At 44.7% G+C, this 18079-nt stretch carries 11 protein-coding genes; 3 read left to right on the top strand and 8 right to left on the bottom strand.

The features are described 5' to 3' along the window. The first annotated feature begins 163 nt into the window (after positions 1–163). Positions 164–1846, top strand: a complete 1683-nt coding sequence (locus OCU36_RS05695) for an aspartate:alanine antiporter (protein WP_261839430.1) — start codon at positions 164–166, stop codon at positions 1844–1846. Positions 1847–2034: 188 nt separating this feature from the next. Here the strand turns inward: OCU36_RS05695 and fabV are convergent, their stop codons facing one another. The 4 genes from fabV to OCU36_RS05675 form a co-directional block, all read right to left on the bottom strand. Next, a complete protein-coding gene (gene fabV / locus OCU36_RS05690; RefSeq protein ID WP_261839429.1) occupies positions 2035–3237 on the bottom strand; it encodes an enoyl-ACP reductase FabV in 1203 nt (400 codons plus the stop codon). Positions 3238–3445: 208 nt separating this feature from the next. After that, complete coding sequence (locus OCU36_RS05685; protein WP_261839428.1) at positions 3446–5728, bottom strand: acyl-CoA dehydrogenase; 2283 nt, start codon at positions 5726–5728, stop codon at positions 3446–3448. Positions 5729–5783: 55 nt separating this feature from the next. Next, positions 5784–6413, bottom strand: a complete 630-nt coding sequence (locus OCU36_RS05680; RefSeq protein ID WP_261839427.1) for a TetR/AcrR family transcriptional regulator — start codon at positions 6411–6413, stop codon at positions 5784–5786. A 474-nt stretch (positions 6414–6887) separates the two neighbouring features. Then, positions 6888–9983, bottom strand: a complete 3096-nt coding sequence (locus OCU36_RS05675) for a VCBS domain-containing protein (RefSeq protein WP_261839426.1) — start codon at positions 9981–9983, stop codon at positions 6888–6890. Between the two features lie 297 nt (positions 9984–10280). Here OCU36_RS05675 and OCU36_RS05670 point away from each other — a divergent pair, with 297 nt between their 5' ends. Beyond that, positions 10281–11588 (top strand): TolC family outer membrane protein, encoded by a 1308-nt coding sequence (locus OCU36_RS05670; RefSeq protein ID WP_261839425.1) that lies wholly within the window; start codon positions 10281–10283, stop codon positions 11586–11588. Next, the gene (locus tag OCU36_RS05665) at positions 11588–12199 is read left to right on the top strand and encodes an OmpA family protein (protein ID WP_261839424.1); all 612 of its coding nucleotides are present in this window, start codon (positions 11588–11590) and stop codon (positions 12197–12199) included. Before OCU36_RS05670 ends, OCU36_RS05665 begins: the two co-directional genes overlap by 1 nt. Before the next feature lie 121 nt (positions 12200–12320). Here the strand turns inward: OCU36_RS05665 and nhaA are convergent, their stop codons facing one another. From nhaA to OCU36_RS05645, 4 genes are all read right to left on the bottom strand, one after another. Then, positions 12321–13484, bottom strand: a complete 1164-nt coding sequence (nhaA, locus tag OCU36_RS05660) for a Na+/H+ antiporter NhaA (protein WP_261839423.1) — start codon at positions 13482–13484, stop codon at positions 12321–12323. Between the two features lie 275 nt (positions 13485–13759). Beyond that, on the bottom strand, positions 13760–14908 hold the full coding sequence (locus OCU36_RS05655) for a lipocalin-like domain-containing protein (protein ID WP_261839422.1): 1149 nt from the start codon (positions 14906–14908) through the stop codon (positions 13760–13762). Continuing rightward, positions 14898–17351, bottom strand: a complete 2454-nt coding sequence (locus OCU36_RS05650; RefSeq protein WP_261839421.1) for an ABC transporter permease — start codon at positions 17349–17351, stop codon at positions 14898–14900. The genes OCU36_RS05655 and OCU36_RS05650 overlap by 11 nt, the downstream gene beginning before the upstream one ends. Beyond that, positions 17332–18003, bottom strand: coding sequence for an ABC transporter ATP-binding protein (locus OCU36_RS05645; RefSeq protein WP_261839420.1), 672 nt, complete (start codon positions 18001–18003; stop codon positions 17332–17334). Before OCU36_RS05645 ends, OCU36_RS05650 begins: the two co-directional genes overlap by 20 nt. Positions 18004–18079: the final 76 nt, after the last annotated feature.

Here is an 18079-nt window from a genome sequence, read left to right as displayed (position 1 = left end):
GCTCACGATAGCGAGCTTTTTTTATGACCCATTTTCATGTGGAATAAGAATAAGGTTAAAATCAAGTAAATTAGCAAAATATCGCTTATAATTTATTTATATTTAGATACAATTCACCTCCCAAACTTACCCTGTGTTTCACGCCAATTATTGAGCGACCACTGTGAATATCGACGTTGTTTTACTGCTAGAGCAAAATCCTATCCTTCTTATCTTTGTTGTTTTATCGATTGGTTTAGCCATTGGTAAAATTCGTTTCGGTAGCCTCCAACTGGGTAACTCAATCGGTGTTCTGATTACTTCCCTTATAATGGGCCACCTTGGCTTCTCTTTTAATGCAGATGGTCTCACTATAGGCTTTATGCTGTTTATCTACTGTGTCGGTATTGAAGCTGGGCCAAACTTCTTCGGCATTTTCTTCAGAGACGGCAAGCACTATCTTATTCTTAGCCTTGTGGTTCTTTCTACTGCTACCGCTTTGACTTATTTCAGTAGTCACTATCTTGGGTTAGGATTTGGCTTATCCGCAGGCATGATGGCAGGGGCGTTAACGGCAACACCAATATTGGTTGGCGCTCAAGATGCGCTTAACTCTGGGCTTGCTGAATTACCTAGAAATATGGATTTAGGCCAGATCATCGAAAACCTCTCTGTTGGCTATGCCATGGCTTACTTAGTTGGCTTAATCAGTATGATTCTGTTTGCCCGCCTTATTCCAAAGCTTCAAAAGGTCAACTTGCATGACTCAGCAGAGCAAATTGCTCAAGAACGAGGGCTTGGAGCATCAGGGCAACGTAAGGTCTATCTTCCAATCATCCGAGCTTATCGTGTAGGTCAAGAACTTATCTCTTGGACCGACGGTAAGAACTTGCGTGAATTAGGGATCTATCGCCAAACTGGTTGTTACATTGAACGTATTCGTCGTAACGGCATTCTTGCCCACCCCGATGGTGATGCGATTCTGCAAGAAGGTGACGAGATTGCTTTAGTCGGTTTTCCAGACAGTCACGCACGTCTTGACCCAAGTTTCCGTAACGGTAAAGAAGTTTTTGACCGCAACCTTCTCGATCTACGCATTGTGGAAGAAGAGATCGTCGTTAAGAGCGACAGTATCGCAGGTAAGCGCCTCTCAGACTTAAACCTTTCTGAGTATGGTTGTTTCCTTAACCGTGTAGTAAGAGCTCAAATAGAGATGCCGATGGACTTAAACATCGTGCTTTCTAAAGGAGATGTACTGCAAGTCAGTGGCGAAAAGAGCCGAGTTCATGGTTTAGCTGAAAAAATTGGTTTCATCTCGATCCACAGCCAAATGGCAGACTTGATGGCGTTCTGTAGCTTCTTCATTCTGGGTATTTTATTCGGTTTGATCACCATGACATTCGGTCAAGTTTCATTTGGTTTAGGTAATGCTGTTGGCCTTCTGTTGTCGGGGATCATGCTTGGCTTCTTACGAGCCAACCACCCGACCTTTGGTTACGTTCCTCAAGGTGCATTGAACATGGTCAAAGACCTCGGTTTAATGTTCTTCATGGTCGGCATTGGCTTAAGCGCCGGCGGCAAAATGTTTGAACACATAACCCAAGTGGGCCCACAGGTGATCGGTATTGCTCTAGTTGTAAGTGTTTTACCCGTTATCTTCGCTTATTTAGTGGGCGCTTATGTGCTGAAGATGAACCGTGCTCTATTATTTGGTGCGATCATTGGCGCTCGAACCTGTGCTCCTGCGATGGACATCGTAAATGACCACGCTCGCTCAACGATTCCAGCTCTCGGTTACGCTGGCACTTATGCGATAGCCAATATCTTGATGACCTTAGCCGGAACCTTCATCATTATTATCGGTTAGTTTCAACCACGCTTAAGCAGAACTTGCTTTGATATTTCGAATGCACGAGTCCACCTTTGGACTCGTGCATTTTTATTACCCGGTAGTCTTCTATCTCATCACGTAGCTTTATACTTCTTTTCTCAAACGACAGGCAAAAAAATAGGCGCTCAATGAGCGCCTAATTCATTTTTATTCAATCGTTCGAATTAGATATCAACCACATCAAATTCAACGGCAGGGTTAACCTCAGCGTCGTAATCAACCCCTTCAACACCGAAACCGAATAGCTTTAAGAACTCTTCTTTGTACTCTACGTAGTCCGTCAGTTCTTTTAGGTTTTCAGTTGTGATTTGAGGCCATAGGTTACGACAGTGATCCTGAATGTCTTCGCGAAGTTCTAAGTCATCTAGACGTAGGCGGTTCACTTCATCAACCTCTGCTGCGCTGCCATCTTCTTTGTATAGACGTTGGCTAAACATGCGGAAGATCTGTTCCATACAACCTTCGTGAATGCCTTCTTCACGCATCTTCTTGAACACCATAGCGATGTAAAGAGGCATAACAGGGATTGCAGAGCTTGCTTGAGTCACAACAGACTTAAGAACCGCCACGTTTGCAGTACCGCCCGTTTGGCCTAGTTTCTCGTTAAGCGCTGATGCTGCACGGTCTAGATCCATCTTCGCTTTTCCTAGTGCGCCATCCCAGTAGATTGGCCACGTTAGTTCCGTACCGATGTAGCTGTAAGCAACAGTCTTACAACCGTCAGCTAAAACGCCGGCCTCAGATAGAGCGTTAATCCAAAGTTCCCAATCTTCACCGCCCATGACCGTCACAGTGTCTTTGATCTCTTGTTCAGACGCAGGCTCAACACTGGCTTCAATGATCAAGTCTTTGTTGGTATCAACAGCGGTTGATGTGTATGTTTCACCGATTGGTTTTAGAGCAGAGCGAATCACTTCGCCAGTCTCTGGCATTTTACGCACTGGAGACGCCAGTGAGTACACAACCATATCGATTTGACCTAGATCTTCTTTGATCAAGTCAATCGTTTTCTGTTTTGCTTCGTTAGAGAAAGCATCACCGTTCAGGCTTTTTGAATACAGGCCTTCTTCTTTTGCTAGCTTGTCGAACGCTGCTGAGTTGTAAAAGCCAGCTGTGCCCGGCTTTTTCTCAGTACCGGCTTTCTCAAAGAAAACACCGATCGTTGAAGCGCCGCCACCAAATGCAGCCGCAATACGTGAAGACAAGCCGTAGCCACTTGAAGAGCCAACAACGAGGACACGTTTAGGTGCGTTTGCGATTGGGCCTTGAGCTTTTGTGTAAGCAATTTGTTCTTTTACATTAGCTTCACAACCGACTGGATGTGTTGTCGTACAGATGAATCCGCGAATTCGAGGTTTGATGATCATATTCAACTTCCTTAAAAAATCAGGGTAAGGATAAAAGTTTCGTACGCAAATGGCATCTAATTTCTGTAAAAATATGGTGAAAACGCAAGTGGTTGGAGCACTAAACTGATATTTGCTGACTCAGCCACCATTTATTAACATATCTTTTGTGACTGAACGCCAAAAACGAAAAAGGCACCTGATTAGGTGCCCTTTATAAACGATTTATCTAAGCAACGCTATTTAGCTTAGGTTTTAACTCTTTTCGCGTCAAAGTTTCACTATAGTCATGACTGAAGTGGTCAACTTGAATCGCTGCGTAGCGCAGTTTATCAGCAGCCATAATTTGGTCGACTTCTTCTTGTGTCAGCACATCAGTAGCAAGCGCTTGAGCCAGTTTATCAGCTAACAAGCCTTTACGCGCGACTTTACCCTCTTTCACCGCTTTAAAGATCTTACGCTCTAGCGGTTTAATGCTGTACATCGCATTGAATGCGTTCTCCATCAGGCCAACACTATCATCCTCTTCCTTGCCAATATAGCAAAGATGCGTCAGACGCTCACGGTGTGCCCCGGGAGTCATCAAGCTTTCAGCCAACTGTACCGTTAGGTTATCACTTGGTTTCTCGAAGTGGTTACCAACAGGGAAGACTAGCCCTTTCAGTACTTTCCCTACCATCTTATTTGGGAAGTTTCTGTACGCTTCTTGTAGCGATTTGGCCGCGTGATAGAAACAGTGTTGAACGGCGTAGTGTACGTAGTCTAAGTCAGCGTGCTGACGACCTTCGTCTTCATATTTCTTAAGCGCAGCAGACGCCATATACAGGTAACTTAAGCCATCCCCCAAACGAGCAGAAATAAGCTCTTTCCGTTTCAACTCACCGCCTAGCGTTAGCATTGCAAAATCCGCACTTACTGCAAGACCACGACTCAAACGAGTAAGATCTTGGTAGTAAGGTTTTGTCGGGCCACTCATGTCGGCTTTAATGAACTTAGAGCCTGTTAGTGCCGCACCGAACGCGCCGAATGTGTTCTTAGTAGCATGAGAAATGTGCTTGAATAACAAGTTATCAAAATCTTTCGCTCCTTGCTTCTCATCTGGGTTTGCTGCTGCTTCCATTTCACTTAACACGTATGGGTGACAACGTGTCGCACCTTGACCAAAGATCATCAGGTTACGGGTCAGAATGTTCGCACCTTCGACTGTAATTGCAACCGGGATACCGAGGTAAGGCGCAGCCAAATAGTTCATCGGACCATCTTGGATTGCACGACCTGAATGAATATCCATTGAGTCATTGAGAATAGTACGCGCCATCTCTGTCATGTGGTATTTAGCGATAGCGGTGATGATTCCCGGCTTCTCTTTCATATCTAACGATGTCGTCGTCAATGTGCGAGTCGCTTCTAGTAGATACGTTAAGCCACCAATACGGCCTAGGCTCTCAGCAACACCTTCAAATTTACCTATCGACATGCCGAATTGCTTACGAACGTAAGCGTACGCACCTGTTGTTTTCGCTGTTAGGTGGCCCATAGCCGTACCCAGTGCTGGTAATGAGATACCACGGCCTGCAGACAGACATTCCACCAGCATACGCCAGCCTTTACCTGCGTAATCTGCGCCACCGATTAGCCACTCCATAGGAATAAATACGTCGTGACCACGTGTAGGACCATTCATAAATGCAAGGCCAAGTGGATCATGACGCTCACCAATCACAACACCTTCATGGTTTGCTGGGATAAGCGCACAAGTAATACCAATGTCTTCTTTACCACCCAGCAAATGTTCTGGATCGTGCAGTTTGAAGGCCAACCCCAATACCGTTGCTACGGGCGCTAACGTGATGTAACGCTTGTTCCAGTTAAGCTTAATACCGAGTGTCTCTTTGCCTTCATGCATCCCCATACACACCGTACCGACATCAGGAATACCACCCGCATCAGAACCGGCTTCTGGGCCAGTTAGCGCAAAACATGGGATATCAGTACCGTCAGCTAAACGAGGCAGCCAATAGTCTTTTTGATCTTGCGTACCATAGTGAGACAGTAACTCACCCGGGCCAAGAGAGTTTGGAACCATGACCGACACTGCGGTACTGATACTACGCGTCGCAATCTTGGTTACGATGGTAGAGTTTGCATGCGCTGAGAATTCACGACCGCCGTACTCTTTCGCAATAATGAGCGAGAAGAAACGTTCTTTGCGTAAAAAATCCCAAACTTCCTTTGGAAGATCTCGGTCTTCTTTGACAATTTTGTGGTCATCAAGCATCGCGAGCAGAGTTTCAAGTTCATTATCCATGAACGATTGCTCTTCGGTCGTCAGCTGAGGTTTCGGATATTGATGCAGCTTAGAAAAATCTGGTTTACCAGAAAACAGCTCTCCATCCCACCACACGCTACCCGCTTCCATCGCTTCTTTCTCGGTGCTTGATAGTGGCGGTAGTACTTTTTTAAAGAGTTTAAAAGCTGGGTCACTTACCCATTTTTGTCGTAGAGAGCTCATAGTTCAGATCCTTTTGTTCACTATATTGGTTGTGAATGTTTCGCTTTTTATTGTTTTATTCTTCAGCTGACATGCCAGCGGCTAAATATGGGATAAGAATATCGACCACAGCCTTGGCTTCTATCTTTCTGTCATAGTCACTCTCTGCAATTTCGACCAGAGCTTGACTGGATGCCATGGTGAATACACAAGCCCCTAGGGTGAAGTGTAATCGCCAAAATAACTGTTCTTGAGTGAGACTTGGATTCGCTTTGATTACGGACGTCGTAAACAGAGAAAGTACTTCGCTATAACGAGTAGTGATGAACCAACGCAAGTGACCTTGTACATCGGTATAACCACGACCAATAAGCAACATGAAGCGACTCGTACCATTGGGTCTAACATCATTCAGTGCTCTTAGCGGTTGCCTTAAAGACTCAAACACGTCACTCATAGAATACGTTTCATTTAAGTTTAAGTTCACTAAGGCATCTTGAAGTGCCGGCATGAATGCTTCTAAGTATCGATTGAGTACTGCACGAACCAGAGTCTTCTTATCACCGAAGTGATAGTTCACTGAAGCTAAGTTGACATTGGCTTTACTCGTAATAGTACGTAATGAGGTGTCATTAAAACCGTGCTCAGCAAATAAACTTTCAGCCACGTCTAAGATTTTGTCTTTGGTGGTGCTTCTCGGTGCCATTTCAATCACTCGTATTAAACAACTGTTTGAAATATACTATTGACACATTTATTCAACAAGCAGGCAACATCACATTTTCGCAGATTGGTCGTACCAGTTAGGTGAATTTGGTGCTAACCAATTGAATCAATGAGTGTTTACAAAAAAACGAAAAATTAATGAATTTTATTGGAACTGAAATAGAAATGGAGAGTCATAAATTAAGTAGAAAGCAGAGTATTTCGAAGTTTAACAGGCCGTCAAACTTGTCTCTTCCCTGCTCTCTCACCACTGCATTTTCCTTGTTAACTCCTATACTTGTATCCGCCCAAACCGAATTGGTTTGGGCTTTTTTTTATCCGTTATTCCGATACCTTTTCTTTGCATAAATCTCGCCACAAAAAAAGCCCCCAAGAATTGGTTGTCCAACCATTGAGGGCCAGTCCAGATGTGGGCTTTTCTTACGTAGGCATTAGAACCGTTCACGTTATCTACTTAAGCAGCATCATTTTTGATCAGTTCTCCCAGCACAGCCAGGTCATTACCTAGGTCAATCGAACCACCCAGTTCGGTTGCAATCCCCTCAACAACGATAGTTTGGACATCATCCCCTCCATTGATTGGAATCGACAACGAAATATCTTCTCCATCGACAGTGACCTCTATCGAATCAAGTAACGCTGCCATTTGAGTCTCATCTTGAGGGTCTTCGAGCAAATCACTGAGATCAATGAGATCCCCAGAACTATTCACGTAAAGCTCAAAATCTTTAACAATATCGGTGCTATTATCGAGCGCAGAGTCTAGCCAAATGAAAATGTTATCTCCGCTGTCACCAATAAACAGATCGTTACCGGACTCGGCATACAAGGGGTCATTACTCGCAGCACTAATAACGTTGTATTGCTGCGGATCTTCGATATCGATGGTGACCGTCTCTACCGTGCTTTCTGCACCATTAGAGTCGACCGCGACATAATCAAACTGCGGGTCTTCAGTTACCGCCTCGTTACCTTGAACATAGCGCAACTCCCAACTGCCCCCCGTCGATGACAGCGCCATCCCAACAATCGGATTGTCTGGTGAAGAATAACTAAAATCATACAGAATTTGGCTATTCCCGGTATCCCCTGGATCTTTTTGATATTGCTCCGTCTGAGTCGTGCCATCAGCAAAGGTATAGAGCACTTCAACATAAACATTACTATCAGTGTTAAATGAGCCACCCAAACCGTCTAAACCAAAATCAACAATCTCTAATGGATTATTGGTAAAGTCGAGGATCAAGGTCTCCTGCTTGTTCATACCTCTACCATCGGTATCCCCTATCCCAAAACCAACATGAGATTGTTCACCTTGATACTGTTTCAACGGTTTATTATTGTTGTCTTCAATCGTTACTGTAATTGTATTGCCGTTATTGAGCGTAATAAGCCTCTCTGTTGGTGAAACTGCTACCCCCCAATTATAGAAACCATCAACAAGCTCTGGCATATCCTCTGGATCACCACTAAAGCCCATTTCAAACATCTCTCCAGGCCCAGCGACAAAACTGATATTGTTCGGAACAAACAACTCACCGCTATCAACATCAGACTGTACAATTTCTCTCGTGACGCCATTTTCGTCGGTATACAAAAGGCTGCCGTTGGTTGGCAAGCTTTCTATCCGAATATTAAGTGGAATGTCGTCATGGTCATCTTCTATATCCGAGATGTAATCAGGCATACCGCCATCTTCAGAATCGAAGAGGATTGGTATGATCGCGTCTTCATCATTGACGACCGTAAAGCTGGTCGCTTGAGGCGCGTCATTGACACCATTGATTGTTATCTCGATAACATGCTCTACACCATCAATCGCGGTTACCACATATCTTTCAATAACCGTGTCATCATCATTCAAGTATTGAACCGCATCGTTATCAACGACATAGCTCCATGCACCCTCTGGAGTAATCGTTAACATACCCAAAGCAAGTGCATAAGTAGACCCAATAGGGGTAAACACACCATTAGGTTTAAAGGCGGGCATGTCACTCGTGTCGACATCAGTAATCGTCAGTGTTCCCGTCGCCATCAAGTCATTACTCTCCGGATCGACATCGACATCTTCCGTCACCTCTCCCGTGTCAGAGTCCCCTTCACCAACGGTGATCTCAGACGGATCATCGGCACCGTTGATGGTGATGGTCACTTCACTTGTGGTTCCGTCAATCGCAGTAACCGTGTAAACCTCGGTGACAAACTCATCGTCATCAAGATATTGAACATCATCGTTATCTACGACATACGTCCATTCGCCATCGTCGGTAATCGTCAACATACCCAACGCGGTCTCATTGGTTGAGCCTTCTGGATTAAATGTTCCGTTGGGGTCAAAAGCCGCGACATCATTGGCATCAACATCGGTGATCGTCAATGTTCCCGTCGCCATCAAGTCGTTACTCTCAGGAGCAACGTCGACATCCTCAGTCACTTCACCAGTGTCTGAATCACCTTCACCTACGGTTATATCCGAGGGGTCGTCGGCACCGTTAATAGTGATGGTCACTTCGCTCGTAGTACCGTCACTGGCCGTCACGGTATAAACCTCAGTAACGAATTCATCGTCATCTAAGTACTGAACATCATCGTTGTTGACTACGTAAGTCCAAGCACCATCGGGGGCGATGCTCAATACGCCCAGCTGTGAGTCGTTTGTTGAACCTATCAGGTTAAACTCGCCGTCATCTGAAAAGGTAGGTGTGTCATTGTCTATATCTGTAATCACGATCTGACCAGACGTCACTAATTGATTGGTGACTTCATCTACATCAACGTCCTCAGTTACACTGCCCGAGTCATCAGTCGCGACAGCTGCATCATCAGTACCAATTATCGTGACTGTGATGACTTGTTCGCCTCCATCGGAAGTTTGTACTGTCGTCGTATCTTGAATTTGTTCACCGCTGGCAAGTTCATCAAACGGACTGTTGGCAACAAAGGCCCACGTTCCATCCTCGTTGACGACAAAGGTTCCCAATCCATTCTCTCCTTCCACATCCTTGGCGACGAAAGTAACATCCGGATCATCACTCGTTAAAGCGCCTCCAGTTTCAATGGGTTCATCTAGCTCAAACTCAATAACGTTCGCTTCACCAGAAATAAGCGCAAAAGCGATGATATCAAAAAGAGCAAGGCTTTGAGTTTCGGACAATCCTTGAGACTCGAACCCGTCAGTTTCAAAATTTGTGGCAGCTTGAGTTTCAGCTCCCGTACGTTCAATCCTACCGCTGTTGGTCAAGCTTGATCCTTGCTCACCCGCTGCAGTATCAAATTCTTCTCCTAATTCCGTCGGATCAAACCCTTCTTCAATTGCACGCTGAACTTGAGCGATCGCATCATCAGTCTCTAGCACATTTTGTTGTCCCTGGTTATCGACAAAACGTGCAGATACACTTGGCACACTCTCTTCGCTCGTCCCCACGCTGATAATGACGTCGCTAGCAGTTGGTTGTTCGCCCAAAGACAAACGTCTAACTTGACCCTGAGCGTCGAGTACTACACTCCCGCTAGCAAGACCGAGTATATTAAGGTTGATATTTCCCATATCCATATTCCCACTTCTGCCCAGAACATGCCAAACGCGAACCAATCCCACTCTGCGCTGTGGCTATTTCCTACAGTAAATCTAGTCGCTACGCTATTGACAATCAACTCACTAATCGTGCGGAAATTTGATGCGGTTTAAATTAATCAATCGCAATAGCGACTTACGTTGAAAAAAAAACAACAAATTTCTCATTTCCCTAACATATGTCCTAAGCTTCGTTTAACAAGGTTAATCATTTATCACTCATTGCTCTTATCCTTGAGAAAGCGACTAGTAAGTGGAAGGAGAACTACTTTGAGATTGTTTAAGTTGTCAGTTTTAAGCTGCTGCATAGCCATCACACCCGTTTCAGCCCAAACTTTGGAGCAGGCTGTTGCTATCACGCTAGCAACAAACCCTGAGATAAAAAGTATCTTTAACGAATATGTGAGTGTACGAAGTCGAAATGATGCCGCTGGCGGAGCTTACAGACCCAGTATCGACCTAGATGCTGGGATTGGTTATGAAGGGATAAATCCCGCCCCCAACAATGGCCCCGACACCGACCTCACCAGAAAGGAAGCAACCCTATCCCTAACTCAACTACTGTGGGATGGATCATCGACTCTAAACGATATGGATCGTACAGCAGCAGAAGCCGAATCGGTTCGTTTGCAATTGATAGCAGATGCCGAAGACAAAGCGCTAGAAGTTACCCAAATCTATTTAGATGCAGTAAAAGCAACGGAGATTTTAGCCCTCTCGGAAAGCAACCTAGCTGTGCATAAAAAAATCTATAAAGACATCAAAAAGCGCGCTGTTTCAGGTATCGGATCAACCGCCGATGTATCACAGGTTGAAGCTAGGATAGCAAAAGCTCACGGTAACTTATTGGCCGCACAGAATAATTTGATCGATACTCACACCCAATTTAGACGAGTGGTTGGTCAAGAACCACTGGGACTAATATACCCGAGAGCCGATATTGCAATGATTCCCTTATCATTAACAGATGCCATTGTTGATGCTCTGGACAATCACCCAGTCATAAAAGTGGCGTCTGCAGATGTTGATGCCGCGCACTTTCAATACAAGCAATCTAAAGGGGTGAATTACCCTACTTTCTCCTTTGAAGCATCTCAATCATGGCGTGACGACGCGGGCGGTGATGAAGGCTCTAGTCAAGAAACGCTCGCAATGTTAAGAATGCGATATAACTTGTATAACGGTGGTACCGACAGTGCTAACTCGGAAGCCGCGGCTTACCAACTGAATAAGGCAAAAGATTTGAGAGATCGCGCTTATCGCCAAGTGGAAGAAGGTCTTCGTCTCTCATGGAGTGCATTGGATCTAACGTTACAACAAAAGAACTTCTTATCTGATCATGTTGATTCAGCGTCAGAGACCGTTATCGCTTATGAAAAACAATACCGAATAGGCAAACGGACTCTGCTTGACTTGCTCAACACTGAAAACGAACTATTTGAAGCCCGTAAAGATTACCTCGATGCTCATTACTCTGAGCAGTACGCTAAATACCGTGTGATGAACGCAACGGGTTCTTTATTGAATGCTCTACTGGTCGATATTCCAGAAGAGTGGACCACGGCCGTGGAGTATTAATGATGAAAATAACCTACTTATTACTTCCCGTATTAACAATGACTTTGTTTGCCTGTTCAAGCCAGCAGGAAGAGGCTTATATCGAAACACCTGAAGCAGAACAGATTGCAGATCTGCAAGATGATGACAAAGATGGCGTGGTCAACGCGCGTGATACCTGCCCAGGAACGCCTGAAGCGTCACAAGTCGACAATGATGGCTGTGGCGAAACCATTCGTGCAGAAGAAGTTAGACAACTAAAAATACTTTTTGCTCATGACTCATTTGAAGTGAATCCAATTTTTTCTGATCAAATCACTACCATGGCAGAGTTCCTCGAAACCTATAAAAGCGCTTCAATTGAAATCCAAGGTTACGCGAGTAAAGTGGGCTCCAACGAATACAACTTAGAGTTGTCAAAAAAGCGAGCAAACAATGTTCAAGACGAGTTACTTGCGAATGGTATTGATCCAGAACGCGTGCGAATTGTCGGCTATGGTGAAGAACGATTAGAAAACGATGGTGATGACCCTACTTCACATGCGCTGAACCGTAAGGTAACAGCGACCGTTGTTGGGTTAAGTGAACAGATCGTTGAAGAATGGACCATTTTTACCACGCTAGAAAAATAGCGTGACATTGTCACTTAAAGGTCGCCAGACATCTTACAAAGATAACTGAGCGACAAGATCAATAAAGCCGCGATAGGGTGACCCATCACGGCTTTTTACTATTTGTCGAGCCTGTTGCCGACTATAGCTTTACTTCTTGTCGCTTAGTCTTCGGTAGTGAAGTTCTTAGCAGGAAGTAACCTAAGATAGCCGCAGTCGTTGACCCCATCAGAATACCTAATCGAGCGAGCGTATCAAAATCGGCGTTCGTTGGTCCAAATGCGAGTGATGAAATAAAGATAGACATCGTAAAGCCGATACCACACAGCACCGATACCGCGAAGATGTTCATGAAGTTCACACCTTCAGGAAGCTTAGCTATACCCGTTTTCACCGCGCCCCAGCTGAAGAGGAAGATACCCAGAGGCTTACCGACCAACAGACCCATCGCAATACCAAGCGGTAGCATGCCTGTAAGGTTTGAAAGTGAGATGCCTTCCAGTGAGATACCGGCGTTTGCAAATGCGAAGATTGGTAAAATTGCAAACGCTACGTATGGGTGTAATGCATGCTCTAGGTGTTTCAGCGGAGAGCGCTCCCCTTTATTACCTTTCAGTGGGATAGCAAAACCAATGACTACACCTGCCAATGTTGCATGAACACCTGATTTCAATACTGCGAACCACAGAATGGCACCAACAATAAGGTAAACACTCAGTTTAGTCACACGCTTGTTGTTTAGCATGAACAGTACACCCGTTGCGATAAAGCCAACGGTAAGTGCAAGCGTCGATAGATCACCTGAGTAGAACAGTGCAATGATAACAACAACACCTAAGTCATCGATAATTGCCAGCGCGAGTAGGAATACTTTCAAGCTTACCGGTACACGGTTACCAAGAAGCGCCATAATACCCAATGCGAATGCGATATCCGTTGCTGCTGGGATAGCCCAACCTTGAAGCGCTTCAGGGTTACTTGAATTGAATAGCACGTAAATAAGTGCAGGAGCTAGCATACCGCCCACCGCTGCGATAGCGGGGAAGATTGCCGTCTCTTTAGACTTTAATGCGCCTTCTAAAAGTTCGCGCTTAACTTCTAAGCCGATTAGAAGGAAGAAGACAGCCATTAAGCCATCGTTAATCCAGTGAGATACCGACATACCAAGAACGTAACTGTGAAGTACACCTTGGTACATTTCGTTCAGTGGTGAGTTTGCTACAAACATTGCGATCGCCGCAGCGATGACTAGTATGATGCCGCCAGCAGATTCCATTTTAAAGAAGTCACGGATGACGTCTGTCATGATTTCGCCCTTATATTTATTATTGAAATAAACGAATTACAAAGTATTGAGAGGAGTTTATATCCTAGCGTTATCGATAGATAATCACTTCTTCGGATGTTTAACTTCGGTTTTTCCTACAAATAACAAACAATATGTCGTATATACCATAGTCATTATTACACAACATGAGCCAAGTATAGATGAGAACATGGATGATGTATGCAGAATTAATTCGAGAATTGAAGATACAAAAATATAAAAAAAGGCTATCAAATGATAGCCTTAGGTGATTTTTAATAGCCAGTTAACTGCATAAATCCCGTCGCATTATGGCTTCCATTCGCCGTAATTGGCCCTTCCCAATAGGGTATGACAAATGGTAACCACATATCCTTACGTTTAATACGCGTAGTCAGGTTTATCTCATACTTAGGAACACTAATAACCCATTGTAAGGGCATTCTTTTACCGTTAAACAACGTCGTCTTCTTCAATGGCTTCATCGAGATATCAGATTCCGTTAACTGGTAAACTTGACCAGACCGGGTCGCTAAGGTACCAAAAACATACGGTAACTGCTTATTGTGACGGTAGCGACTGATACTCAATGCAGTTCCATCATCCAAATTAAACACAAACCAATCCCAACCCTGTTGACCCATGCCGAGCAAGCCACTGCCCCACTCTTTATTTACCCACGCAGTCCCTGCCACTTTCTTTGCGACACCGTCTAGATTTAACACACCACTTAAAGACAAAAATGGAGCACTAAAGCTATAAGAGGCGATAGGCAGCAAATCGTGTTTTTTCTGATAGCCATTATCGCCGTTGAGCACATAAGGCCCTTTAGTCACAGTATTCAGCTCAAGACCAAAGCTATCCGTTTTCACGTGCAGACGCCCAGGAAACGGAGTGTTCCCTAGCCCCCGCCAACTCCAATTATCAATCCAAATTCTAAATGGGCCATTCGTCATTCCCGCTTGACCAATACCACCACGCGCTAAACGCTGCTCTTTCCAAACTTTGGATTCAGAGGAAATGACGATATTTGAAATGTAAATTTGCGGACTTTGCCACCCCGGCGTTTCACGCTCATCGGTTGCCACACGAAAAAAACTCCATTGAACAGAGTACTGTTTACCACGATCATCTTTTAAAGATGCAAAGTAGTGCCACCACTCATGTTGATACTCGGGGTGGAACTGGAAGTCACGCGGTAATGCGACGCTACGGCCGGGTAACACAGGCTCGAATACATTGAAGTGTTCGTTAACCAGTATTGAGTTAACTTCGTTTCCAGCCTTTTCGTCAACGTCGGCAGAATAGGAAGAATAAGCCCAAATTCCTAAAATAGCACCGAAGAAACTCATCAATAATAGAGAGGAGAAAAATCGACGTCTGTACTTGGTAGGTCTATTTCGTTGAAGCATATTAAAGCGCATCCCTCAATGATTTCATCGGCGTGTTCCGAATGATTCTTATCACAGGTAAAGCACCGGCAAGCATTAACGCGGCCATCGCCCACGCAAATGTCATCAAATAGTTCCATGGAATCACTTGTAACTCGAGTGACCAGCCAAAAGACTGCTTAATAACGATATCAACCACTAAATTTGCCAGAGCCAAACCAAGTGGCACTGCCACCAAGGAAGAGATGAGTCCAAATACAAATAATTGTAGGCTACCGGTTAAGATAAGCTCTTTCGCGGAAACCCCTAAACAACGTTGCAATGAAATATGCCTTTGGCGTGATACTTCCCCAGCAACGGTAGCAAAGAAAATACCGAAGACTGCAATGACTAACGTGATATTGCCCAATGTGTCGGCAATGGCAAATGTTCGATCAAACACACGCATTGCTTGGCTGTGGATGTTGTTATTATCAAAAATACGTTCTGAACCAAGCCTGAACACACTCTCTAAACGACCACGCAAACCGCGCGCATTCACATCGTCTTTTAATCTAACGCCAAGCCCCACATTTCCCTTTCCGGCAAATCCATTCAGCCAGTTTCGATGAGACATCATGACCTGATTATATGGATTTCCATAATCATAATAAACGCCGACAACCTGCCAACCTGAACCAAGGTTATCGTAAAGATCGATATAATCACCGGGGCGAATACCCAATTTGAGCGACATTGACTCGCTGATCAACACACCTTTAGAGTGATGTAAATGATACCAATAATTGGGTATACCTAACTTAATCGTTAGTGCTTCTAATTCCCCTTCAGATGGCCCTGTACTCACAACCTGAATATTCCCTACAGGGGACGTAACGTCTTTTTCCCAACGCCACCAAACAGACTCAACCTCTGGTTGCTCTGATAGCCAGTTACTCAAGCGAGGCGCTGCGTTGTTGGTTGGATAGATATAAAGATCGGCAGCTAAACGCTGTGTTAACCATTTATCGGTGGTGTCTCTAAAACTGCCCACCATGGTTTCAACACCAATATTAGCCGATAACGCCAACATAAAGGCCATCGTCGCGACACCACGGTAACTCATGCTTGAGGCTGCATCGGCAAAAAACCAGCGAGCGCGCACCCAACGTAATGAGTAAGACAAACTGTTGAATAATTTCCACATCAAGAAAGGTGTAAACAGTGCCACGCTCACAAGCATCAGCGCGATAATCACAAACCCCGTTTCTTGAGTTTGAGGCGCTTGATACACAGCAACTGCAGCGACACAAAAGCCACAACCAAGCAACGCTTGCCAAGTAAACTCAGTACCAGCGAAACGCATTAAGGACAATCGAGAAGTTAAACGAATAGGTTGAGATTTCAACAAACGGACCAAGGGCCAAGTGCACGCTAATGCAGTGCCAAGCAAGGTCATGAGTAAACTATAACCACTCCAGCGCCAATCCCAACTCAGTGTTAAGCCCACATCCGCATCGTAGAGATCCCCTAAACTTGAAGAAACCGCAGGTAATAGTTGATTCGCTAACATCACGCCAAATATGTTACCGCAGATCCAGCTAATGACGACCAAGAGCAACAACTCTAAACAAAGTGCTTTGGCAAGCTGCCAACCCGATACACCGGTTTGCCTTAAGATTCCAACTAATGGCTGACGTTGAATAAATGACAGTGACATAGCCTGATAAAAAATGAACAAACCCACGACAAACGCCAACATACCCATCGCCGTTAAATTCAAGTGAAAAGCACTGGTTAGCGACTCAAGTTCCGCCTTTGAGGTCCGAGTAATTGTCAATCCGTTTGGCAGCATATTCTTAAGGCGTTCCAGTTTTTCTGGTGGCATATCTGAACAAGCAATAACAGAAAGCCCTGCACTGCGTTTAAGCATTCGGAGCAATGAAATATCAGCAATCAGCCGAGTACCGTTGATAAAGTTATGATGATCAACAAAAATGGGCCCTAATTTCGAGCCATCCATAAGATGGAGATAGTCTCCATTCGCCCACTCCATGTACTCAGCGAGATCATCACTGACCAGAATAGGGTATGGTGGCTTCATTAGGTTTAGAGTGACGAGATCTTTTAAAGCAACACTGGGTTGAAGTTGAAGCATAGACACAGGGTCTAAGCCTATTAACATAAAGTTCGCGCCATTTTCGTCAGTGATACGATGGTAATCAAAAGGAGAGCACTGTTGAAAGCCTTCACGGCGAAGTTGAATATAGAAGCCTTGTGGGATTTTATTGGCATTGTGTTTTGGTCGGATCCGATATGGGAGCGGATTCGAAAAAAGCCTTTCGCCATGCGCATAACTCTGTTTAGCATGCTCATTGATGGCCGTAACGCCAACCAAAAGCGATACACCGAGGGTTAAACCAAGCCATACCAAAAGAACCTGAAGCGGATAACGCCGATAATGGCCGAGTAGTGCCTTAACTACGGGCCATAACATGCAGTTGCCCTCCTTGTAGCCGGATCCGACCATCCATATGCAATGCGACTTTTTCACTGTGCGTAACAAGCAACAAAGTACATTCTAACTGACGGGTCAAAGAGGTTAACAAACGCATCACAGCTTCGGCATTACGCTCATCTAAGCTTCCCGTAGGTTCATCAGCCAACAAGATTTTGGGTTCCATATACAAAGCACGAGCGATGGCCGCTCGTTGTTGCTGCCCACCTGACGCCTCTTCTGGGTAACGTCCAAGCAAAGGCATTAAATCGAGTGCAGACAAAATCTGCCTCCATAACCCTTTATCTTCCGGTAACCCTTTTAGTTGACGACAGAAACGGATGTTATCGGCAATATTAAGTGTCGGCAGTAAGTTAAATTGTTGGAAGATATGCCCAATATTATTACGACGGTATGCAGTACGGCAACTTTCGGTAGAATCATGCATATTGAAGTTTGGGAAAACAATTTCACCTGAATCGACAAGATCGAGACCCGCGATGAGATTCAACAATGTACTTTTACCTGAACCGCTTTCTCCCATTAATGCGAGTTGATCGCCTTGATTTAATGTTAACTCAGCACCTTGTAAAACAGGGTGGAACTCCCCCCCATCGACATAGCCTTTACATAGGTCAGACAGTTTTAACATTAAACAGCTCACATTAGTTAGAATTTGGAATGAGAATCTACACTAATTCCCTGTTAGGAGAAAGTATTTTGAAAGA

Source organism: Vibrio artabrorum (assembly GCF_024347295.1).
Classification (GTDB): domain Bacteria; phylum Pseudomonadota; class Gammaproteobacteria; order Enterobacterales; family Vibrionaceae; genus Vibrio; species Vibrio artabrorum.
This window is presented reverse-complemented; position numbering and strand designations above follow the sequence as displayed.